The organism is Deinococcus detaillensis, assembly GCF_007280555.1.
In the GTDB taxonomy this organism is placed as follows: domain Bacteria; phylum Deinococcota; class Deinococci; order Deinococcales; family Deinococcaceae; genus Deinococcus; species Deinococcus detaillensis.
Genome location: NZ_VKDB01000034.1, coordinates 1 through 22,552 on the forward strand (window position 1 = coordinate 1; position 22,552 = coordinate 22,552).

At 60.5% G+C, this 22,552-nt stretch carries 18 protein-coding genes; 12 read left to right on the plus strand and 6 right to left on the minus strand.

Features of this window, described 5'->3' with window-relative positions; genetic code table 11:
• Nucleotides 1-409: 409 nt before the first annotated feature.
• Nucleotides 410-1,168 (minus strand): hypothetical protein, encoded by a 759-nt coding sequence (locus FNU79_RS17105; RefSeq protein WP_143722007.1) that lies wholly within the window; start codon nucleotides 1,166-1,168, stop codon nucleotides 410-412.
• A gap of 463 nt (nucleotides 1,169-1,631) precedes the next feature.
• Between FNU79_RS17105 and FNU79_RS17110 the strand changes: the two genes are divergently transcribed.
• On the plus strand, nucleotides 1,632-3,137 hold the full coding sequence (locus tag FNU79_RS17110; RefSeq protein WP_225430145.1) for a DNA cytosine methyltransferase: 1,506 nt from the start codon (nucleotides 1,632-1,634) through the stop codon (nucleotides 3,135-3,137).
• Nucleotides 3,134-3,604, plus strand: coding sequence for a very short patch repair endonuclease (locus tag FNU79_RS17115; protein ID WP_143722009.1), 471 nt, complete (start codon nucleotides 3,134-3,136; stop codon nucleotides 3,602-3,604). Before FNU79_RS17110 ends, FNU79_RS17115 begins: the two co-directional genes overlap by 4 nt.
• Here FNU79_RS17115 and FNU79_RS17120 read toward each other — a convergent pair.
• Nucleotides 3,586-4,746: a protein NO VEIN domain-containing protein gene (locus FNU79_RS17120; RefSeq protein ID WP_143722010.1), complete on the minus strand. Its 1,161-nt coding sequence runs from the start codon at nucleotides 4,744-4,746 to the stop codon at nucleotides 3,586-3,588. The two genes, FNU79_RS17115 and FNU79_RS17120, sit on opposite strands and share 19 nt — an antisense overlap.
• Before the next feature lie 238 nt (nucleotides 4,747-4,984).
• Between FNU79_RS17120 and FNU79_RS17125 the strand changes: the two genes are divergently transcribed.
• From FNU79_RS17125 to FNU79_RS17145, 6 genes are all read left to right on the plus strand, one after another.
• A complete protein-coding gene (locus tag FNU79_RS17125; protein ID WP_143722011.1) occupies nucleotides 4,985-5,371 on the plus strand; it encodes an excisionase family DNA-binding protein in 387 nt (128 codons plus the stop codon).
• Entirely contained in the window at nucleotides 5,368-5,940 is a 573-nt protein-coding gene (locus FNU79_RS17130; protein ID WP_185974779.1) for a PIN domain-containing protein, read from the plus strand. Before FNU79_RS17125 ends, FNU79_RS17130 begins: the two co-directional genes overlap by 4 nt.
• 165 nt (nucleotides 5,941-6,105) lie before the next feature.
• A complete protein-coding gene (locus tag FNU79_RS19690; protein WP_263862377.1) occupies nucleotides 6,106-6,231 on the plus strand; it encodes a hypothetical protein in 126 nt (41 codons plus the stop codon).
• Nucleotides 6,228-9,173, plus strand: coding sequence for a DUF262 and DUF1524 domain-containing protein (locus FNU79_RS17135; RefSeq protein ID WP_143722012.1), 2,946 nt, complete (start codon nucleotides 6,228-6,230; stop codon nucleotides 9,171-9,173). The genes FNU79_RS19690 and FNU79_RS17135 overlap by 4 nt, the downstream gene beginning before the upstream one ends.
• A gap of 140 nt (nucleotides 9,174-9,313) precedes the next feature.
• Nucleotides 9,314-9,526 (plus strand): hypothetical protein, encoded by a 213-nt coding sequence (locus FNU79_RS17140; RefSeq protein ID WP_143722013.1) that lies wholly within the window; start codon nucleotides 9,314-9,316, stop codon nucleotides 9,524-9,526.
• A gap of 46 nt (nucleotides 9,527-9,572) precedes the next feature.
• A complete protein-coding gene (locus FNU79_RS17145; RefSeq protein ID WP_143722014.1) occupies nucleotides 9,573-10,214 on the plus strand; it encodes a hypothetical protein in 642 nt (213 codons plus the stop codon).
• A 365-nt stretch (nucleotides 10,215-10,579) separates the two neighbouring features.
• Here FNU79_RS17145 and FNU79_RS17150 read toward each other — a convergent pair whose 3' ends face one another.
• The 3 genes from FNU79_RS17150 to FNU79_RS17160 all read right to left on the minus strand — a co-directional run bounded on the left by FNU79_RS17150 (nucleotide 10,580) and on the right by FNU79_RS17160 (nucleotide 13,029).
• Nucleotides 10,580-10,882 carry a hypothetical protein gene (locus FNU79_RS17150; RefSeq protein WP_143722015.1) on the minus strand — a complete coding sequence of 101 codons (303 nt, stop codon included), beginning with the start codon at nucleotides 10,880-10,882 and terminating at the stop codon, nucleotides 10,580-10,582.
• Nucleotides 10,879-11,502 carry a ParA family protein gene (locus FNU79_RS17155; RefSeq protein WP_143722016.1) on the minus strand — a complete coding sequence of 208 codons (624 nt, stop codon included), beginning with the start codon at nucleotides 11,500-11,502 and terminating at the stop codon, nucleotides 10,879-10,881. The genes FNU79_RS17150 and FNU79_RS17155 overlap by 4 nt, the downstream gene beginning before the upstream one ends.
• 270 nt (nucleotides 11,503-11,772) lie before the next feature.
• The gene (locus tag FNU79_RS17160; protein WP_143722017.1) at nucleotides 11,773-13,029 is read right to left on the minus strand and encodes a hypothetical protein; all 1,257 of its coding nucleotides are present in this window, start codon (nucleotides 13,027-13,029) and stop codon (nucleotides 11,773-11,775) included.
• 287 nt (nucleotides 13,030-13,316) lie between these two features.
• On the opposite strand from FNU79_RS17160, the gene FNU79_RS17165 reads away from it, so the two are divergent.
• The 4 genes from FNU79_RS17165 to FNU79_RS17180 all read left to right on the plus strand — a co-directional run bounded on the left by FNU79_RS17165 (nucleotide 13,317) and on the right by FNU79_RS17180 (nucleotide 19,122).
• The gene (locus FNU79_RS17165) at nucleotides 13,317-14,063 is read left to right on the plus strand and encodes a recombinase family protein (RefSeq protein WP_143722018.1); all 747 of its coding nucleotides are present in this window, start codon (nucleotides 13,317-13,319) and stop codon (nucleotides 14,061-14,063) included.
• A 261-nt stretch (nucleotides 14,064-14,324) separates the two neighbouring features.
• The gene (locus FNU79_RS17170; RefSeq protein WP_143722019.1) at nucleotides 14,325-16,880 is read left to right on the plus strand and encodes a DEAD/DEAH box helicase family protein; all 2,556 of its coding nucleotides are present in this window, start codon (nucleotides 14,325-14,327) and stop codon (nucleotides 16,878-16,880) included.
• A gap of 88 nt (nucleotides 16,881-16,968) precedes the next feature.
• Nucleotides 16,969-17,661: a GntR family transcriptional regulator gene (locus tag FNU79_RS17175; protein ID WP_185974780.1), complete on the plus strand. Its 693-nt coding sequence runs from the start codon at nucleotides 16,969-16,971 to the stop codon at nucleotides 17,659-17,661.
• Nucleotides 17,662-18,081: 420 nt separating this feature from the next.
• Entirely contained in the window at nucleotides 18,082-19,122 is a 1,041-nt protein-coding gene (locus tag FNU79_RS17180; RefSeq protein WP_143722021.1) for a zinc ribbon domain-containing protein, read from the plus strand.
• Here FNU79_RS17180 and FNU79_RS17185 read toward each other — a convergent pair.
• Nucleotides 19,095-21,353 (minus strand): transposase, encoded by a 2,259-nt coding sequence (locus tag FNU79_RS17185; RefSeq protein WP_225430146.1) that lies wholly within the window; start codon nucleotides 21,351-21,353, stop codon nucleotides 19,095-19,097. The genes FNU79_RS17180 and FNU79_RS17185 overlap by 28 nt on opposite strands.
• Between the last annotated feature and the right edge of the window lie 1,199 nt (nucleotides 21,354-22,552).

A 22,552-nucleotide genomic window follows, 5' to 3' on the forward strand; every position in this document is an offset into this window, starting at 1 on the left:
GCGCCGCCACTCGTCTCTAGGCTACTTGACACCCGCCGACTTCGAACGCCAATCTACAGCCGCTTAACCTCAACTACGCAAAATCGGGGCAAGCCCAAGGAAACTCTTAAGACCAAGCGGATGAGTGAACTCATCTACTCCACGGACCAGCAGCCGATCAGGGTGCCCAGGTCAAGCTCGAAACTTCGAGTGAAGTCAGACGTGAGCTCATTCGCTAGGCCAGGCATGGGTGATCGCGCACCTCACCCGACTACTCCAGTGCAGCCGTCAGCCCAAGACTTCGCGCTTCTAAAGCAGAGCCTGCTGCTGATAGGTTTCCAGGCCGTGCGGTGCCTGCGCACGGATCACCACCTCGACCTGGACGCTTGCGCCAGCTTCAACGAGTTGCTGGGTGATGCGCACCCGCTCCTCAGCTGATGGCCAACGCCCGGCACACCAGCAGGCGGTCGTTGCTCTCGCCCATCTCGTATCCGTCTGGGTGCTCGATGTCGCTGCGGGCCTTACCCACCCGGACCACCCGGCACAGGGCGTTGTACAGCTTCACCAAATCTCCAACTTCCAACGGCTTGACCGGCGGTTTCTGTTCCTTCGCTGCACGCAGGATCGGCTCGTTGGCCAGCTCGACGCCGGGCAACTCGACGTCCTTGTTCTGGCGCATCAGGTGCGTAAAAAAGCCGCCTGGGTTGTTGATGATGGTGTGCTGCGCCAGGCGCTTCATGTCCCGCAGCCGCTGGGTGACCAGTTCAACCGAGTTGCGGTACTTCACGACGGCCTTCAAGGCAGTCACCGGACTGACTCGCGCCGCCACCGCCGCCGCGACCACGGGCTGCAGCTCCTCCGGCAGCAGCAACTCGGGAGCCGCCTGCTCGCTGTCCGGGACAGCAATTTCGATGGTGTCCGCATGTACTTGTTCTTTTTGTTTTTGTACTGCTGACAAATACATGTGGACACCATCCGGGACAGTGACAGCTGGCAGGGCCTCAGTCACCCGGCGCAGGGTGCGTGGATTCATAGCCGGCAGGGCCTGATACGCCTCGCAGCGGTCGATGCCGAGCAAGTTGAGGAGCACCTGCGCTACGCCGTAAGCATCGGTGCAGACTTTGAGTTGCTCGCGGGCGTCAGTGAAGCGGGTCTCAAGGGTGGGCTGTGCGTCAGTTGGGACAGTCACGGGGGACTCCGGGCAAAAACCTCAAGTCTGCCAACCTGCCCGGATTCTTGACCGGGAGCGTCCCTACGGGTAAAGTAGGGCGTAGGCGAAGGCCTCGTGTCTTGGCGGACACGAAACGATTCGAAACTTTCTGGACGGACACCCTCTGCGAACAACAGGCTTCTACCTGCGCGGGGGGTGTTCCCGTTGGTCGAGTACTCGGTGACCGCCGGGATGTCGTCAGTATACGGGGAAAACCGTCGGACGTTACGATCTCGCACGGTGAGTAGCTTCAAGTAGTTGGAAGCGGCGTCTTGTGTGTGTCAGCGACTTCATCGGAAGCCCTTACTACAGGGCGTCTTCACCGGAACCGTCCCATCCGCGCCAGCAGCGACACCATGAACACCTTCCAAGGACTCAACGCCGCTGAACGTGGCGAGATCGTCGAAGCGTGGTGCGGACGACAGGAGTTAAAATGGCTGACATGACCTATCTGAGCAAGGCACTCCGGATTGCCGATGGTGCTAGGCCTCGCGTGCTGGACATCTTCTCGGGAGCAGGCGGTATCAGCCTGGGTTTTCACGCTGCCGGGTTCAGGATCGCCGCGAACCTCGAAATTGATGCACACGCTGCAGCCACGCACGGACACAACTTTCACCCAGGAAGTCCCGAGCACGCTGTGGCACGCGATATCACTGAGACCATGCCGCAGCAGCTGGCGGACGCGCTCGGCCTTGGGCCGGTCAGCGAAGCTTTCGATGTACTCGTCGGCGGGCCGCCCTGTCAGGCCTACGCCCGCGTCGGCCGCTCAAAGCTGCGCGAGATCGCTGAGCACCCGGAAGCCTTCCTGCATGACCACCGGGCCAGCCTGTTCGAGAAGTATCTCGCGTATGTCACGGCCTGCCAGCCGCTGGCACTGTTGATGGAGAACGTGCCGGACATCATGAACCAGCGTGGCGTGAACGTCGCCGAGGTGATGGCTGAGGCGCTTGATGAGGCTGGCTACACGGTCGCCTACACCCTGCTGAACGCGGCGTTCTACGGAGTCCCGCAGATGCGCGAGCGGATGTTCCTCGTCGCCTACCGTCAGGAGCTGGGCCAGCCGGTGGTGTTTCCGAAGGCGACGCATGATATTGACCTGCCTATTGGGTATGAAGGTAGCAGGCAGGTTGCTCTGAAGGTGTTGAATGTGGCTGGCGACCTGTTCGGCGAAAGCACCGACCATCACTACGTAGATGCTCCGAGAACCGTTCAGGATCCGGCTGATGCCATCACGACCGGCGAGGCCATCGGCGACCTGCCGGTGATCACTGAACACCTGACCGGCGAAATGAGCCGGGGAGCCAGACGCTTCGACGGCCCGGTGATGCCGTACCGCAAAGACGTCAGGCCCACTCCGTATGTGCAGCTGATGCGTACCTGGAAAGGTTTCGAGACTCCCGGCGGTGTGCGTGACCACGCCATCCGCTCCCTGCCACGTGACTACATGATCTTCCGCAGGATGAACCCTGGCGATCAGTACCCGGAGGCACTGAAGCACGCGCATGACCTGTTCCGCGAGAAACTCATGGCACTGGAAGACGAAGGCCGCCCGATAAAGCAGGACAGTGACTTGTGGCACGAGCTGCGCAGCAGCATGATCCCTCCATATGACCCTGGAAAGTTCCCGAATAAGTGGCGGAAGATGGAGGGCGACGCGCCCGCGCGCACGCTGCTCGCTCACCTCGGCAAGGACGGCTACAGCCATATCCACCCGGACAGCGCGCAGGCCCGCACTATCAGCGTGCGCGAGGCAGCTAGACTGCAGAGCTTCCCCGACGGCTTCGTGTTTCGCGGAACCATGAACCCGGCCTTCAAACAGATCGGCAACGCCGTGCCACCGCTGATGTCGAAGGCGATCGCCGAGAAGATCATGGCGGCTATTACAGCGGGCGCGGCACACATGGTGGGAGCGGCAGAAGAACGGGTTCTGGTTGCGCAGACGGCATGACCACAGACGTCCTGACTCCGGAGCAGCGTCACCTGAACATGACACGCATCCGGAGTCAGGACACGAAACCAGAGCTGACGGTTCGCCGGGTACTGCATGCCTCAGGACTGCGGTACCGCCTTCAGGTGCGCGACCTGCCTGGAAAGCCCGATCTGGTCTTTCCAAGGTACCGGGCCGTGCTGTTCGTACACGGCTGCTTCTGGCACATGCACGGCTGCCCGCTGTTCAAATGGCCGAAAAGCCGGGAGGAGTTCTGGAGAACGAAGCTCGGCCGGAATGCCGAGCGTGATGCTGAAGTCGAGACCCGCCTCCTGGAGACAAACTGGCGTGTTCTCACGGTATGGGAATGCGCTCTCAAAGGGAAGGGCCGGATCAGTGAGACAGAGCTGGCCAGCCGGGTGCGTGTGTGGCTGGAAGGAAGTGAGCCGACTGGCACCGTCGCCGGCACCTACGCTTCCGGTGGCTGAGGCGGCAGGCTGACCGGTACGGGCTCACTCCACTCAAGCAGGCCTGGTCTGATGGTCACCGAGGTGCTGCGTATGCCTTCCGGCAGGGTGTCCAGAATCTCAGCCACTGTCCTGGCGAGGGGCCGGGCGTCTGAGCTGACCCGGAGTACTCCGGATGTACTGGTGACCTCGGAAACGCGGTAGATCCGGTACTCCTCTGCTGAGGTGGCAGCGAAGATGAGTTCGCCTCCGGACATGTGGAACGGGTCCACGTGCCGGCCGCTGGTCGTCTTTGCATCGATGTACGTCGTACTGTCCGCGGACAGTATGGTGAAGTCGTGAGGCTGGACAGCATTCACCGTCGAGTCATGCGTGAAGTCTGTGATTCGCCCGGCTGCTTTTTCTGCGTCGAGCCAAGTGAAGACCAGGGCCTCGCCGGTCAGGCCGTTTTCATCACCAGCGCGTTGTCGGTCGAGCACCTGCTGACGCGTGACGATCCTGCGCCGCCGGAGGACCCGCTCGACAGCGACAGGGTCGCCTGTGAGTGCCGCTTCGATTAGTGTCTCCTCTTCGCTGAACACCGACAGAGGATCAACCTTCAGTAGGGCCGTCCGGGCGCACAGATTAGCCATCGTGCTCTCGGAGATGGCCACCATGTTCAGGCGGTTTCGAAACAGGTCGTCGAGATCTGCAGTGATCCCTGCCACTGTAGCCAAGCTCCTGCTCATCACCTGCAGGTTGACGATGCCCGGTGTACCGTCCGGCGCGTCGAAGAACTCCATGACGAGAAAGTCGTTTGCCTCGATCACGTCGTACCGGTCAGGGTCGCTCAGCGGGTTGCGGATAGTCGCGCCGTGCAGTCTCCAGTTCTTGCTGTCGCTTTCCTTCTTCGCCTTTGGCTTGGAGATTTTCCGCCCAACGGACTGCAGGCGGCTGTCGTCCGGCCCGAAAACGTTCAGCACGATGCCAAACTCACCATTCCTGGCGGATGCCAGCATCGGATAGAACATATCGATCAGAACGGCCTTGTCAAGGTTGATGGCTTTCTGCTTGCTGCCCTTTCTTCCCACGGCCTCGGCATCGGTTTTGATGCGCTCGAAGAGAGGCTGGAAGTACGTCAGTTCACTGTGCTGGATCCTGCGGACGGCAAGTTTTCTGGGCATGCCCTCATGTCTATCAGGTTTGCCATCCCACCGGAACTAAAACTGCCTGTTGCGCGTACAGGAGATATCTTGAGCGCATGACCGGCGACCTGAATCACGCCATCCTGCAGCGCATCTATGACCTTGGTAGGGAGAACAGGCGATGTTGTTAGGCATCCGGGCCAGAGCAGAATATCCCAAGCACTCTCATCGTTTCGTTCGTTTCGTTCAACGTGTACACTGAGGGCGGAGGTTACCGATGATCACACCTTTTTTGCCGACGCTGGCAGATACCCAGGCCGCACAACGTCAGCTTGAGCAGCTCCGCAATGTGCCCAGCGCCGCCTCGCCCCGGCTCGCCGAACTGCTGGATGAGGTGCTCAGCCAGCTCGCGGCTGGCCGGGCCGTGCAGGTGGTGGCGCTGGAGCGTGAAGTCAGCACCCAGCAGGCCGCCGAACTGCTGGGGGTCAGCCGTCCGTACTTGGTCAAGCTGGTGGAAGCTGGGGCACTGCCGCATCGTAAAGTCGGCCCGCGCCGCCGCCTGCATTTGGAAGATGTGCTGGCCTACCGGACGCGGCTCAAGCAGACCCGGGAAGACGCCTTGCAAGCCCTGGCCGATGACTTGCAGGAGATGGGTCTGGATTGACCGACCTCGCCCTCCCACGTCCGGTGGCGGTGTACGACGCCAGCGTGCTTTATCCGTCGCTGATTCGTAATCTGCTGATGCACCTTGGCACTGAAGGGCTGGTGGCTGCGCGTTGGACGGCACAGATCCATGATGAGTGGACCCGCAATCTGCTAGAAGACCGGCCAGACTTGACACCCGAGCGGCTGGCACGCACTCGCCAGCAGATGCAACTGGCGCTGCCGGACGCTGAGGTTGAAGGCTTTGAGCCACTGATCGCCACCCTGAGCCTGCCTGACCCGGATGACCGGCATGTGCTGGCTGCCGCCGTTCACACTGAAGCGGAACTGATCGTCACGCAGAACCTGAAGCACTTTCCGGCGCAAGTGCTGACTTCACACGGCCTTGAGGCGCTGACGCCCGACGCACTGCTGTGCCGGTTGCTGGACGCCGAACCTGCTGCTGGACGCGCGGCGGTGGAAAAGCTGCGGGCGAGCTTTCGCAAGCCACCCTACGACACGGCGCAGTTGCTGACACGCCTGAGTGAGGTCGGACTGGGCGAGGCGGCGAAACGGCTGGAAGAGGATTGACTCTACGCTCGCCTGGAAACCGTAGCGGCTTGGCAGGTAGGTGTCTGCTGGTCCCGGCCGCATAACGGCTCAGGTTGCTCAGGCCCAGCGGCACCGCGCCGCCCAGAGACGACACCCAGCGTATTCTGCAACACACGTATTTGCCAAGGAGACAGACTGATGCCAGTGAATATCACCGAGATCGAACGCCGACTGTGGCCCGCCGCTGGCAACCTGCGCACCGAGTACAGCACGCCAGTCCTAGAGCCGGTGGACGGCACAAAGCAGACGTTTGAAGGGGCGGTGGCGTGAAGGCAGGCGAAGTTCGGCTGATGAGCATGCTGGCGGGTGCAGACCAGCAGTTCGTGATCCCGCTCTATCAGCGCCGCTACTCTTGGAAGGATAAGCAGCGCTGGCAGCTCTGGCGCGACATCTTGCGGGCCGCAGCAGCTCCAGACAGCCGCCCTCACTTCACTGGACCAGTAGTCCAGACCAAGCCTGACACTGAGATGGGCGAGGGGCAGCTGCGAAGTTCACGCCTGATCGACGGGCAACAGCGCGTGACCACCGTGATCCTGCTTCTTGAGATGCTGGCAAAGCATCTGAAATCCAAGCCGCTGGACGCGCAGAAGCTGGGTTACACCGAAGATGACGTGCGCAACAAGTACCTGTTCAACCCTGCTCAGACCGGGAACGACCTGTACAAGCTCACGCTCAGCCACAGTGACCAAGCGACGCTGAAGCATGTGCTATCAGGCACCGAGAAGCCCGCGATGGTAGCGGAGGAGGTAATCCGGGGCGCTGAGTTCTTCCGGGAGCGCTTTGCAGAACCAGGAGTAGACGTGGCGGCGGTCTGGCGGGGACTCAACAGGTTGGAGGTCGTCCGGATCACCCTCACCGAGGGAATCGATGATCTCGGTTCCATCTTTGAGAGCCTGAACAGCACCGGCAAGGCGCTCACGCAAGCCGACCTGGTCCGGAACAACGTCCTGATGGGACTGACCGAGTCTGAGCAGCGCGATCTGAGCCAGGACTTCTGGCAGAAGCTGGAACGCCGCTTCGCGCAGGTGGAAGAGGACGCCTTCGACCGCTTCCTGCGAGACTTCCTGACCCTGCGTACCCGGTCGTTGCCCAACGAGGGCGACGTGTACGCGGTGTTCAAGGAGTACCGGCAGGGTCAACCGAAGGATCAGCATATCCGTGTGCTGGCCGCCGACCTCGAACGGCTCTCGCGTGCCTATGTGTTCATGCTGAACCCGGAGCTGTCGGAGAGTGTCGTCGAAACGCCTCTGGCGAAGAGTTCTGAAATTAAGCAGGCGCTTCTCGACCTTGCCGGCCTGCGCGTCCGGGTCGTCGCCCCGTTTGTTCTGGAACTGCTGGAGGACCGGGGCCGGGGCTTCCTGAAGTCCGACGCGGAACTTATTGCTGCGTTGCGGGTGGTCGAGTCCTTCCTGGTACGCCGCGCCGTCACCGGCGAGCGATCCTCACCGCTCAACCGTCTGTTTGCCACCCTGGGAAGGGACTTGCGTAAGGAGAATGACTACGTCCGGTCACTCGAGGAGGCGTTGGTGCGCTTCCAGGATGGAAACCACGACGGCTTTCCCAGTGATGAGGCGTTCTTGCAGCAACTTCAGGTGGTGCCGCTCTACAAGAAGGCGGTCTGTAAGGCCTTGCTGATGAGTCTGGAGCGGAGCCGCAACACTGAGGAGAAGTTTGGAGGTGTGCTGACCATCGAGCACATCCTGCCGCAGAACAGCAACCTCAGTGCTCCATGGCGGAAGGCGCTGGGCGAGGACGACTGGCGCGAGATCCAGACTCGGCTGGTTCACACTCTGGGGAACCTGACCCTGACGGCCTACAACAGCGAGCTCGGGGACCGCTCCTTCGAGGACAAAAAAACCCTGCCGATCAAGGCTGGAGATACCGAGGAGTCGGCGCAGCCGAAAGGCTACAAGTTCAGCCGATTGGTCCTCACGCACGAGCTGTGCGATAAGTCAGAGTGGAACGCAACTGAGATCGAAGCTCGGGGGCAACGTCTCGCCAAGGCAGCACTTACGCTCTTTCCGTTCCCGAAGTTTGAGGCAGCCGAGATGGCTCAGTTGCGCAAGGAAGGACGTGAGCGCGATAAAACGCCGACGGTTGAGCGACATCTGGAGAGCAGCAGCGTGACTTTGAAACAGCTGTTCAAGACAGTTCAGGACCAGCTTCTGGGTTTTGGAGTCGAGATGGACGTGTCCATCACCCAGGTGCCTCTCAAGGAATATGTGGCTTACAAGGCTGGAACGAACTTCTGCGATGTTCAGCCGCTGCCCGCCCATAACACTCTTAAGTGCTGGCTGCACCTTCCGCCTGAAAAGCTTGCGGAGCATGATCCCACAGGGCTCGGGCGCGACGTCTCAGGCAACGGGCGTCCCAGTTCGGGAAAGGTGGAGGTGGTGGTCGGAGAGTCCACCGACCTTGAAGCCTTCGGAGCGCTGGTACGCCAGGCTCTGGAGCATCAACTGGCTCGTCAGAGCACTTCTGCCTCGGCTGGAACCTCTCAGGCGGTAGAGGGGGAGATCGGGGGCGAAAACATCCAAGCCTACATCGCGGCCCTGACCATGGAGAGGCAGCAGGCCATCGCGGCGCTGGAGCAGGCGCTCATCGGGCTGGACGCGCGGCTCGTGCCCAGCCCTACCCGTTACTACGTCGGCTATGGCCCGCGTCCCATGCTGATGTCGGGCAGCGTGCGCGAGGGGGCCTACCGACTGACTCTGAACCCTGTCGCGCCTGACGAATTGCCTGCTGATCTCAAAGCCGGCTGGACAGAGGGGTCGGGTGAAGTCATGACTTTCACCGTCCACGCGGCACAGGATGCCCAGGCGGCCCTTCCGCTCATCGGTGCTGTCCTGGCTCAGAGGGATCAGGGACAGCGGTACTTTGAACCTGAGGTTCGCAAGTTGCGCCAGCTCATCCGGCAGGAGGTACCTGTGCTGGGGCCAGAGTTGCGTGTCGAGGAACACTCGGGCCTAGACCGGATTTTCCTGGGGGACCAGGACTTTGCGCGGGTCTGGTACAACCGGGGCGACCTGAGTGTCGCTGTGCGGCGTGCCTACAGCGAGTTTCAAGACTTGCAGGGCTTCGGCAGGCAAAATGAGGGTGGCGCTCTGAGCGGATGGATGCCTGACAACTTCATCGTCAAACTGACCTCCGCCGGGCAGGCTCCACAACTTCTGGCTGTCCTGCGTCAAGCCTGTAAAGCCGCCCGTGCATGAGTTCAGCGAGGCTCGCCTCGTCGAGAGACCTGCCTTTCCATCCAGCAGGAGCTTGACTGGCAGAGTCTCGACGCGATCCACGAGGCGCTGAGCACGGCCGGCACGCTGGGTCGCAGGTCACGAGCCGTCCGAAGGGGAGCGTGATCGGCTTTCAGTCGGTGGCGCGCCGGCTACTCTACCGACTGAAAGCCGATCACCTGGTGCTGGACTGGCGCAAGCAGCAGGTGCGCGCACGGGTGCGGCAGGCCATCCGCAAGGATCTCGATGAGTCGCCGGCGGTGTTCACCACGCCAGCATACGAGCAGTCAGTGACTGCTGTTTGCGCCCACGTCTACGAGTCGTACCGGAGCTAAGGTGAGAGTGTGTACGACTGAAGTGCACTCTGCTGTACTCTCAAGCATGCCGCCTCTGAAAACCATACTAGGTACTGGCGTGCGCAAAGCAGCCGCCCTCGCCGATGGGATCTTCACTACTCTCGCGGAGAAAAAGGCGCGGGCTATCGACAATCGCAAAGCAAGCACGACGACACCTGAGGCGGACACCTCTGCCACCCAAGCAAGCATCCCGCAGGCTCCAACCAACATCACACACAGCACATCGAGCGACCTCAAACCTCAAGTAGATACTGTCAAACGCTCCCGAGACAATCGAGGCGTTCATGTAAATGGCAACCGCCGCAGACCCGATTTCCTGGCGGCGCAAGTGAACTCTGATGATGGCCATGCAGACACTCCACCCACCTACGGTGCCGGGGCAGATGATTACAACTCGTTGATCGACGAGCATAACCGTCGAGCTCGTGCAGAGATTGCGGCGCTCCAAAGCATACCCTCTACCTGTTCTCTCTCACCGCCTACAGAGGTTGACCTTCAACCGTCCTTCTGGCAGGTTATGAACCCAGGTAAAACGCCAGAAGACATGTACGACATGTACAGAGAGCAGGCAGAAGCGCGGCGGGCAGCACACTGGGAGGATCTGGAAAACAATCCAAAAAAGATGCTGAAGGAACTCAAGAAATGGGATCGACACCATCGAAAATAAAGTGTTCTCGTTGAGTCCATTAGCCCGGAAGGTTCTAGGCTGCCTTGACGCCAAGTGAGAGGAGATCATCACGTCTTTGGCCTGTCTGCTCAACTATCAAGATGCTCAAAATCTTTTCAGCGAAAAACTCGTTGGAGGCGCGGCGTTTCTCATCCTCTACGCTGAACAGCAGCGGGCATCCATCGGCTGTAAGACCACGGCTAAGTGCCCTCACGCTGACTGGCCAGGGCGGGCAGTTGCGCCTCGAACTGGGAACGGCTTTGATCTTGCCCACCGACGAGTGGATCTGGCCCGATCCTGAAGCTCTGGCGTGGCACAGCGCTCACGTTTTCAGGCGCTGAATCCGAAGAGCTGACGTCGGCCGTTCAGTCCTGCTCCAGCGCCTCCATAAACTTCCGCCAGACCGTCTCGTCCCGCAACAACCCGATGAGAACCGGCATGGCTGCCTGGGTAGTCAGATCCGGGTGGCGCTCCTGGGCACGAAATAACTGTCCCTGAAACTCCCGGTGTACGGCCAGGGGCACCCGCGCACCCAGCATCTTGGTGCGTCCGTCCGTCGGCACAGGAGCCGCGAGAGCTTCGCGGCCATCTTCTGCGGCTGCCGGGACATCGGGCAACGTTTCCTGACGGCGTGTCTTGGCGGCGTTCTTGAGGTCCTTGAGGCTCATCGGCTCTGCTCCATCCGCTGAAATAACTCTTCAGTGACGGCAAGGTAGTCCTCCCAGCAACTGCGGGCGAGTTTGTTGGTCTTCACATCACGCACCAGCACGGACTGCTCGCTGGCGTCTTTGAAAGCGTCAGATACCCGGACAGTGGCGGCCATGACGGGAAGACCGAGTTCCTCAAGTACAGTGCGGGCCGTGTCCAAACGCTTGCCTGGCTTGGCCATAGTGAACAGCACGCCAAACGCCTGGTGCCCTAAGTCGCCCAAGGCTTCGGCGGTCTGGGCCATCGCGTCCAGGCTCATGTACTCCACGTTGGTCGGTAACAGCAGGAAATCGGAAGCCTCGGCCATCTCCTGCAGCTCGTCGTTCTCCAGACCGCCGCGTGAGTCGATGACCAGGGTGGTGAACTCGTCGGCGCGCTTGAAGACAGCGTCCTGGGTGCCCACGAAAAAAGGCAGCTTGCTGCCCCGGCTCCAGCTGGTGGCGCTGCGGGTTCGGTCACGGTCGACGACGGCCACACCCGCGCCGAGGCGCTCAGTGAGACAGCCAGCGATGTGGATGGCGGAGGTCGTCTTGCCAACGCCACCTTTCAACGAGGCCAGCGAGATCAGCAGTCTGCTCATATCTGGTTAGTGTATCCGTCGGTTGGTATACAGATCAACTTGTGTACTGACTAACTTGTATGTGTACAAGTTAGTCAGTACACATACAACCTTCGAGCTACTCAATCAGGCGACGCCGGCTAAACCGCACCGTTACGTGCGGCTGGCGACATGGCAGGAGAGGAAGGTGATGCTTACGCGGGGGCCGGGCGTATCTAGGGAAACCCGTTACCACGCACTACGGAGATGAATGGGATGGAAGAGAAGCTTCTCTTCCATCCCATTCATTGCTTACCTCCAGACTGGGAACTTCAGCAGTGCTTCCCGGCCGCCATGAGCCTTCCAGACTGAGAAGACCGGTTGCCATGGATCGGGCACCCAGTAAGCGATGAACCAGCAAGTAACAGTCTTGCGCTTCTCCGTTCTCGCCAAGCGCGCTCTACCGTGCTTATCTCGCCGTTTGTCGGGCTTGTCGGTACGGACTTCGCATAGCTGGTTGCGTCCGCTGGGGTAAAAACTGACCTCCTTGATGTGGTGCCGGAGCGACAGGAAGTCACGCGCTCTCCTGCCATCAGGATTGATGCGGTCGATGGCCGGGTGTTTGTACACCGGCACAACGCACGGAAGAGTCAAGCCACCCAGCAGATCTCCCTCGTCAAAGGGGTAACGGTCGTTGTCGAAGTGAACCATGTCGTACTGCGCTTGCAGATTCCCGCGAAGTTCCTCACCCTTGTAAACCTTGAGCTGATAGTGGGACTCAAGAGCCTCCAGATAAGCGGCTTCGGTGGGAAAATCCTTCGGATCAACTTCCGGTGTGTGGAGACTGGGCAGTTGAAACTTGACAAGTTCTTGAAGTGCTTCTTTCACCTGCTGGACCTGCCGGGGCGTCAGAGTTTCAGGACGATCAAGAGAAACACTGCTCAGGGCAGTGACCAGCTGCTGAACCTCCGTCCGGGCCGCTGGGTCTAAACGCAGGGCCTGAACTCTCGCCTGGTGACGCTCAGGATCATCCTGGGCGTCGCTCAGGTAAGCCAGAAAGTCCATGAGTTCGTGCAGGCGTTTCACTTGCCTATCTTCGAGGGCCTTCGTGTTGATGTCCTCACGGATAGCGGTGATCTCATCCAGTATTCGGGATCCCTGTAGAACGCCTTCGAGGATGGTGCGCGCTTCGGTCAGGAGATGGTCCAAGGTCTCCAGACTGTTCTTGAAACTCGTAGGGACGCCCTTAGAACGGCTAAGCATGTTGCGCACGCGCACTGCCAGACCTATCTGACCGTCCACGGCCTTGTCCATCCTGGTTGCCGTGATACCGGAAACCTGGTGAAGGCAGGTCAGCCCGGCGCGCACCTCGCCAGTGGCAGTGTCGAACCTCACTTGGCGCTCTGGCTGATGCGATCTGCCGCACAGGTCGCAGGCCACACGAGAGTCGAACAACGTGAAACTCGTCACTTGGCACATCTCGCCAAGGGTGACGGGGCCTTTGCTGCACTTGACCTGGAACGGCATATGAACTTGAGCCTGCTTGAGAGCTTGAGCAGTCAGTATCATCCAACCTCCGAACTGCGCAACGCGTCTGGAGCCTCCAGAACAGGTACGTTACGCCGTTGACATAATACCACAAGATGAGAGAATAGATGAGAAAGCTGCTCAAGTCTCTCAGAAACATCTTGTTTCCCTCCTGGTGCACTGCAACCTGACTTGCAAGTGTGAGCACGAAGCGCTGACACTCAGTCAACCGCTAAGTGAGGGCAAGATATTGGGCCTCAGTCACTCCGACTCGGCTGACATAAAGGTTCTCGAACGCCCGTTCGAGGATCTTTATACTTGGCCAGTTCATGCACGCCATCGCTTACTACCGCGTCTCCAGACAAAAACAAGCTGCCTCCGGTCTCGGCCTCGAAGCCCAGCAAGCCAACGTCGCCATCTTCGCCCGGTCGCGCGGATACGAGGTCACCGCCTCTTTCACCGAAGTCGAAACCGGCACCAACAAGCGCCACCGACCTGAGCTCGCCCGCGCCCTCGAACAGGCCAGACGGGAAGGTGCTGAGTTGCTGATCGCCAAGCTCGACCGGCTCGCGAGGAACGTTCACTTCGTGTCGGGATTGATGGAGAGCAAGGTCAAGTTCACCGCCGTCGACCTCCCGGAGGTGGACTCGCTGACGGTGCACATCCTCGCCGCCGTGGCCGAACAGGAAGCCAAGATGATCTCGACACGCACGAGGGATGCACTCCAGGCCGCCAGGGCGCGGGGCGTCAAACTCGGCACGCCAGGGAATCTCACGCCGGAAGCGAGGTTGCGCGGCGCACAGGTTAGGCGGCAGCGGGCGATTGATGTCTACAAGTTGGTCAGCGGCTACATCCAGCTTCTCAGGGGACAGGGCATGTCGTTGCAGAAGATCGCCGCGCGCCTGAACGCTGAGGGACACTGCACGGTCATGGGCAAACAATGGCAGCCCACGCAGGTTAGAAACGTCCTACTCAGATGCGCGCCGACTTCAGTAGAGGGGGACTGGGACTGGAGTGACTCGACTCCATCGTGCGTCCGGCCTGCAAGGAATGCCGCGAGCGACTCAGTCGCCTGAGACGTGATAAACGATGGAACAGGCGTCCACATCGCTCATGGTGCGCGGCACATGAGGTCGAGCCTCATGACTGTTCTCAAATCGACAACCTCTGGTGCAAGCAATATGGCCAGAAGCGCCAAGATCGCGGCTCCCCGCGCTACCTTGATTCATGATCTTGCCTGACCTATCGAAGCTGACCGATCTCGCGCGCTCATCCGTTCAGGCAGAAGAAAAAACCTCCGCCTCATCCCGACACTCGCTTACGACGCCGAGGTTTTGATGTCACCCACCCTGCGCTCTTCCATCCTGTACCCACTCGCTGAGGCCCGCCGCAATCCTTCGCAGAAGCAGCCAGCCAGCCATCAGGCCCAGGCGCTCAGCAAACTCCGCAGCTGGTTTGGGGAAAGAGCGCCAGTTCACGGCGGCATCCTGGTCTTGCCGACCGGCGGTGGAAAGACCTTCACAGCCCAGCGTTTCCTGACCACCCTGCCGCTCTCGCAAGGCCACAAGGTGATCTGGCTGGCCCATACCCACCACCTGCTCGACCAAGCAGCCCACGGCTTCGGACGGGTCAACCTGACCGGCGGCTACGAAGTGGGCCACGTGCAGGGCCAGCGGACTCAGCTCACTCTGCGCACGGTCTCTGGAACGCCGGAACATGGCCGGGTCAATCAGATCAGCGGCAGCGACGACGTACTGATCATCACCTTGCAGAGCCTCGCCAGAGCTTTGAAGGATGGTCGGCAGCGGGGCCTGAACGCTTTTCTAAAGGAAGCTCAGAGCTCTGGCCTGACGGTGATCTTCGACGAGTGTCACCACGCCCCAGCGAACAGTTACCGGAAAATGATCGAGGCCTTGAGGTCCGCCGTGCCGGACCTCAGCTTGCTGGGCCTGACCGCCACGCCGGACTACTCCGATGAGCGCCGCAAAGGCTGGCTCAAACAGCTGTTCCCGCAGGGCATCCTGTACCAGGTCAGTCCCCAGCGTTTGATGGCGCAGCGGATTCTCTCCCGGCCACGCATCGAGGAGGCCCTGACGCAGGTCGAGCCGCAACTGGACGCAGCGGAGTTTCGCGCTTGGACCTCAACACACCGGGATATCCCGGAGAAGGTCGTGCGGCACCTAGCGCAGAACGCGGGCCGCAATGCGCTGATCGTTCAGCGTTACCTCGAGCACCGGGAGCGCTACGGACGCACCATCATCTTTGCCGACCGCTGGTACCAGTGCGATGCCCTGGTGACCCTACTGCGGGATCAGGGCGTGCGTGCCGACGCCATCTACACCCAACAAGACCATGACCCAGGCACCACTGAGGGCCGCAACGCGCGAACCCAGACGGACAACGCCGCCGTGCTCGAGCGCTTCAAGGACGGCCACCTCGACGTGATTGTCAACATCCGGATGTTGACTGAGGGCACCGACGTGCCGGGCGTGCAGACGGTGTTCCTGACCCGCCAGACCACCAGCCGGATTCTGCTGACCCAGATGATCGGGCGGGCCTTGCGGGGCCCGCAGTTCGGGGGAACCGATGAAGCCAACGTGGTGGCCTTCATCGACCAGTGGAAACAGCACGTCAACTGGGCACGCTGGGACGACCTGGTCGAGGGAGGCACCGAAGAGGGCGACTCTCCTGACCGTCAGCGCCTGAACGTTCAGTACCTCAGCGGCGACCTGGTGTCGCGTCTGGCACGGGAACTGAACAGCGGTGAAGTCAATACGGTTCCCTTCCTCTCGCTGCTGCCCGTCGGCTGGTACGCGATCAGCTTCGACGCGGCGGTCGAAGACGGTGAAGCCCAGGAACAGCAGGACGACATCGAGACGGTGCGACAGCTGATCCCGGTCTTCGACCAGGATCTGGCCGGGTACCAGGCCCTGTTTCAGGAAGTGGCGCTCGATTCAATCGACAGTTTCGCCGATCTGATCGTCACACCGGAAGAGCGCGACCTTGTCGCGGACTGGACCCGCCGGTTCTTTCCCGAGGGTGAGCGGCTGACCCGGCTCGATCAGGACTTGATGGCCGTGCTGCGACACGCTGCTTTGAACGGAGTCTGGCCAGCCCTGACGGCGTTTGAGGATCGGGAACTCTACGATGTAGACATGCTGGCTGGGAAGCTGGCATTCGAACAGGGACTGGGGATGGTGCAGATCGACCAGACCCTGAGAGCCGAGTACGCCCGATCAGACCGGCTGTGGCAGACCCTCTACCCGACCTACACCCTGCTCAAGCAGCAGTTCGATCACAGCGTCAACCAGCGTCTGAACCGGCCGCAGGAGGTGGCCTCTCCCGAACTCGGCCAGGTCGGCGAACTACCCGAGTCGCCGGAAGTTCCCAGCGAAATCAAGGCGGCCGTCAAGAATCGTGACCGCTGGTGCCTGTGCTGCCACCGGGAGGGCCAGCGCCTGCAAGTCGACCACATCCGCCCGCGTTACCTGGGCGGCACGCACGACGTCGAAAACCTGCAACTGCTGTGCGCGGAGTGCAACCGCAGCAAGGGAACGGCCGTGATGAACTTCCGGGTGACGCGGCCTCAGGGCCTTGAGCCGGCTTCCACGCCCGTCTTCCTGCGGGCCTTCGCCGGAGACGCCCGCAACTCCGATGATCTGGAACAGTACTTGCGGCGAGCGGTCAACCTGCACTTCGGCTGCGCGGCCACCGCGATCGTGGTCATCCGTCAGCGCGGAACCAACCTGCGCCGCTGGAGCCTGACGCTGCACCAAGGTAATCCGCCTCAGGGCCTGGAATCGCTGCTGCGCAAAGTGGTCGACGAGGTTAACAGCTTTCGCCGGACAGAACGGGTGACTGAAATCGAGACCATCGACGTTCACACCACGTAAGGTGCAGCTGTGGGCCGGAGGTGTCATGAGCCGACACGCTAGGCACCGCAGCAATGATCTGGCACGTTCCCAGATACAAAAGGAGCATGTGGCCAAGTACATCGACATCAAAAACGTGCTGAAAGAGAGAATCGTCTCCAACTATTATCCGGTAGATCTGCCTCTGCCCACAGAGCCTGAGCTGGCAGAAGAGCTGGGCGTGGCCCGGATGACCCTGCGGCGGGCCATGGACGAACTGGAAAAGGAGGGCAGCCTGCGGCGGGAACAGGGCCGTGGGAGTTATCCCACAGGCCGGCGCTTCTACCCAGGGTTCTTCGAGTCGCCGGAGTTCGGCCGATGGGCCGAGACCACTGAGCGGCGCACGGTGGTGTTGAGTGTTCAGACGACGCAAGCCACGCCTGAGGTTGGTGCGCTGCTGGACCTCCCTGAACACGCTCCGGTGCTGACGCTGCGTCGGCAACGCTGGGCCGCCGGACGACCGCTGATGGTGGAGCACTGGTTCATCAGTGCGGCCCTGATCCCGGACGCGTTTTTCAACCATATGACTGCCGACAGTCTCTACGAGGTGCTCATCTCCTTGGGCCTGACGCTCTCTCACGTTCAGCAGGACCTTCAGGCCGTGAGTTTGAACGTTCAGGAAGCTGAAGCACTGAACGTTCAGCCAGGAACGCCAGCGTTCCTGTTGAGGCGCACAGTCTCCGACGCGGCGCAGCGAGTTCTGCATGTGAAGCTCTGGTTCAGTGGTGACGCACCAGCGTTCCATGCGGTCTTCAACCAGTGAAATCAGTCGTGCTCATGGTCCACCGAGACGCTCTGGGCGTAACCGCACCAGAGGCTGGATCGTTCGACTCCTCCAGGTCCTTCGGCGGGTGACTGACAAGAGGGCAACAAGTTCTCCCTTAGGGCGCGACTTGGCTCTGTCGATCAACAGGCCGAGCATCATATCGGTGCTCCTGACTCTGCGAACGGACTAAAGGCATCGTGGTTTCACAACTCGGAGTGACACAACCGGTTCTACCGGGCTGACTTACAGCTCAGGCGGAAAGCGAAGCCAGTGAATCAAAGTGGCGGCCAGTTGGAGGAAGCGCTACGTGGTCGTCAAGTTCCAAGTCCATAGTTTTCCAAATAACCTCTAAAAACTTTTCTAAAGCAAAGACAGGCAGGGAGGGTGAAGAGAAAGTACTGGTGTCAAGGAGACACTATGTACAACAAGAAAAACAGCAACAGCAACATCAACACTTACAACGTAAGAGTCTTGCGGCCCGGCTACGCAGATATTGGGCAGGCTATGGAGCAAAACCAGTTCAAGCGGGCAGAAGGGTACCGTAGCGGTGGTGGCCAGGGCCAGTTGTGGCAACTGGCAGGTGGGCAGGCGACCGATCAGGCTGCCCTCGATGACCGGTCGTTCGCCATGGGGCAGACCGTCATCCAGGCCAACATCCATCAACTGCCCGGTGAGGCGTTCGCGGCCCTGGTCACAGGCTCCCACGGTCAGTTCGAACGTCAGCGCGACATCAGTCGGCTCCTCACCCTGGTGGGCATGGGGGCCGGTGCGGTCGTAGGGGCCGCTGCACAGACGCCCGCAGATGCTCTGTCCCGCCTGAGTCTTCCGAGCTGCGTCTGGAAGCCCAGTGAGACGCGCTTGATCCAGCAGGGCCACGACTGGCTGCTCTCACTCTGTTTCGAGACGGCTGGCGGCTGGACGCCGCAAGGCAGACGTGCAGCCGCGGGCGTGGACATTGGTTTGCAGCCTCTGGCAACTGCGGTGATAGGTGACCGCTTCCTCGCGACTCAGGGTCCAGACGAAAATCAGGTTCGGCAGATGAACGGGTTCAGGCCTGACGTGGTCGAAGTCGTCGAGTCTCTCCTCGCGGGACAAGGACTCGACTTGCTCACCGATGAACTGATACGGAGTGCTGGATACGTCGCGGTAGAAGCGTTGACCTTCAGCGGTCTGCGTGAAAAAGACTCCTTCAAACGCTTCGTCAGCCGTGCTCGGGCGTCTGCTGTCGTGGATTGGCACCAGTGCTGGTTACCGCAGCAGCTGCGTAACGCCGGCATCCCGTTCACTCGGGTGGATCCCAGATACACGAGCCAGCAGTGCCAGTGCGGATCCCGCATGACTGAACGCGACGGCAGTCACATGCACTGCTACGCGTGCGGTTGGGAAGGCGACGCCCACAGGAACGCTGCCCTAAATATCTGTCGTCTGGGTCAAAGCCGTTTGCGCCGGGCTTCCTGACGCACGCGCGCATCCTTAGAGAGGAGGGCCTCCTCTCTAAGGATGCGTAGCAGTCGCCGGCGTTGCCGCTCCGCGTCCAGTGCCGGCGATGTCTGTAGATGTGACCTGATCCTACGCATCAGATGCGGCTCGTAACCAAGAGGAGGCAAAGGCTGAGTGACACTGGCCAGGAGGGCCGATTTCCAAACCCACCAGGCAGCCCACATCTGCTGGCGTAAATCGCTCCCAGGCGAATCATCCTCGGACTTCTGCTCGAACACCTGTTTCAGTGCCGAAAGACTCTTGCTGCTTAGAGCTGCATCCATCTGACGCAGTTCAGTGATGACACGCGCCAGATCAGGGTCATGCCGTTGTACTTCACGCCACATGTCGGAACTTTGCACTTCGGTGAGGGGTGCAGCGAAAGCGTCCGGCTTCAGCCAGTCACTCTCCAGCTTCCCAAGATTGATCTTCAACTCCTTGAGTTGGTTCTTTGCCTGCTTACAGAACTTGACCACCAGACCACGCGCGACGAACGGTTTCAGTACCACTTTGTTCCTGCTCAGCCAAGGCCACAACTCCGTCTTCAACTCTCCAGTTTGCGTCGTCAGCACAATGGTTTCGTAGCCTGTCGGCGGCTCGTGTTGCAGCAGCAGCTCCCTTGCAGCTTCCGCCACACGGACGTGCAGCTCCCTTGGACCCTTAGCCACACGGACGTGCGGTGAGGGGGACCGGATATCAACACACCGGATATCAACGACCGCACCGGACGGTACCGACAGCACGAGCCAGGCCCGGGTGGCTGTGCGCAACTCGCTGTACACCACAACCTCAGACCAGATCAGATCTAAAGGGAGCTGAGGCGCGGGGGCTTGCTGTTGGCGTCGCCTCAGCTGCTTGACCGGCACACCCGTCAGCCGGTGCAGCATCGCGGCCGACAAGGCAAGAAGCGCCGGCTCCCGCAACCAGGTCTCGAGGGCCCTGGCGACCTGTGGCTGAAGTTGTGTGCTCCCACAACTCGGACAGTCGATCCTGCTCGGCAACAGAAGCACGACCCGGTCCAGCCCACGCGGCAGGTGCCTCACCTTGATGGGTGTTGCATCTGCCGCCGGCCGCACGTCTGTTCCACCAGCACCACACCTAGGGCACACGAGTTGATCGGCGGGTGGAACCGCCAGGATCTCGCGGTGCTCAGCGGGGGAAGTGTGCAGGAGGGACATGAGGCGTTCCAGCGACCGCTCCAGAGGCATCAGACGATACAGAGCGATAAGCCGCCGGATTTCCCGGTTGATCCGCTCAGCCCGCCCGGTCCCTCGAAGGGTATGACCTTGACTGCGTAACAGTGCGGCTTCCCAGACTTCCTCCTGCCAGATATTCATCAGGTAGTCCACTTTGCTGTAGGGTTCGCGCCACGCCTTGTCCTTGACCGTTTCCCAGAGGTTTTCCAGATCACGAAAAAACCGGTTCACAGCTGTCTCAGAATCCAGAATCCACAGCGTATTCAAGTGCGTGTGGAGGCGTTGTGTCCACTGATACTGCTGACAGCGCCGCCTTTGCCCGCATGTACAGGGCTGTCCTTTGCAGCTCTTCACGGCGCTCCACTGCCACTGTTCGAGATCCTCTTGGCACCACTCCAGGGCCGCTTGGTGGGCCGCAGTGAGGTGACGCTGGAAGTGGAAGCGGTCAAAAACGATCGGCGCCTGTGGCAACACCTCTAACACCGCGTCACGAAAGGGCGACCACATGTCCATCGCAAAACTGCTAAGTCGAGGTCGCTCGGCTTGGACTTTGTGTCCGTACCATCCCAACACTTCGCGCAACATCGGCCGGATTTCCGCTGGCTCACGGCCACGGCACAGGCCCAACACCCGCTGACCCAGCGGCCGCCGAGTGTCACTGTTATCAGTGATGACTGTCCAAAATCCAGAATAACGCTGGCCCGCCCGGTGGCCAGCAAGGTACAGTTCATCGATTGCAAGATGTTCAGGGATGACCACTGGACGCCGGGAAGTCCAGTGGTCATCCACCCGGAGCAGCTCAGACGCGGGCAGACTAAGAGGCAGGCTTCGGCGCAGTGAGCCGGAAGGGAGGATATGCCTTGCTGCCTCCTGAAAAGTTTGGAGGTCTGCCGTCGCTACTGTCCCCTCTGGGCGGCCCTCCCGGCGGCTGGATGTCACGTCATCAGGAGCAAAGTAACTCGGAAGTGGCGAGGTGAAACTTCCAGTGGGTGTGCGCCATCGACGGTAGTGCATGTTGAACCTCACCAGCTGGAATCCACTTGGTGCATCTGCCCTGACGAGCTTGCGCCAACCGTTGCCTTTTGCCGCACCTGTCACGTCGGGTCGTCCTGTGACCTGAAGTTCAACTTCCCAGCAACGTTCTGCTGCGTCCCAGACGGCAGGAAGGGCTACCCAGGCATCTTCTGGACTCTCAGAAGTCCAGAAGATGCTCCCTGAGGGCAGAGCGTGGGATGGAACAACGACGTAACTGAGCTGAAGTCTGGACACCGTTTATCTAGTATCTCTTACCACGGTGATAGCGCACCTCCCTCAAGGCAGAGAGATGAGAGATACAGGGCAGAAACTTCAACTGACCTAGGCTTCTGTGGAGAGTAGCCGGGGAACGCTTCTGCTTCTGCACTCTGTCCTCTACCTTCTGCCCCCTGCTTTCTGCGCTTTGACCTGCGTGTTCTTCTCGTGTCCCACACACTGCGGCTGCAGTGCAACTTGGGAACACTGGGCGAATGGGAGCGGCGCGCGAGCTCTAGATCTTCTCTGCTCCGAGCCGAGGTGGGGAGCGAAACACCAAGCGTACGCCGGTCAGCAGCCGAGTTCTGGCGCGGACCTGCTCTCCGGGCGATGTGGATGGTAAGCGCTCAGGGTAGCTGCGATCTCAGAGAGGATGAGTCAGCTCATGTCTGCCACCGGGTCCGGACCGAGCGTCGCCACCAAGAGTTGCTCAGCGCAAGGCCGGCGGGTGGCCTTGTCTACTGGGCAATCAGCCGCTGATTAAGGCACGGAGCTTTTCGTGGAGTCATGGAGCTTCTGACTCGAGAAGCTCACCTGCAAACTTGTCTTGATGAATCCACTCGACTGGGACCTGAGGTCTGATCTGAGCTTGGAGCTGAGATCCAAGTCGAGGTCAGGCTCAGGACGCAACATCAGGCCACCCACAGCACTAAGCCGACTAGCAGCCGATCAGAGCAAGGAGCTTCCAGCGGAGTCATGTGACGACTGAGCGATCAGCGTATCTACGAACTTTACAGCGGTGAGTAGACTCACCACTGAGCTGAGAGCTGATCTGAACTTGGCCGTGAGCTTCAAGTCGAGATCAGAGTCGAACCTCAACACTAGGTGAGGGTGACCCAGTTTTGCGTAGATGGAGATAAGCCTCGACAATAGGAGGCACCATCATGACAAACCGCAGAATCCATACCGCTGACTTCAAACGA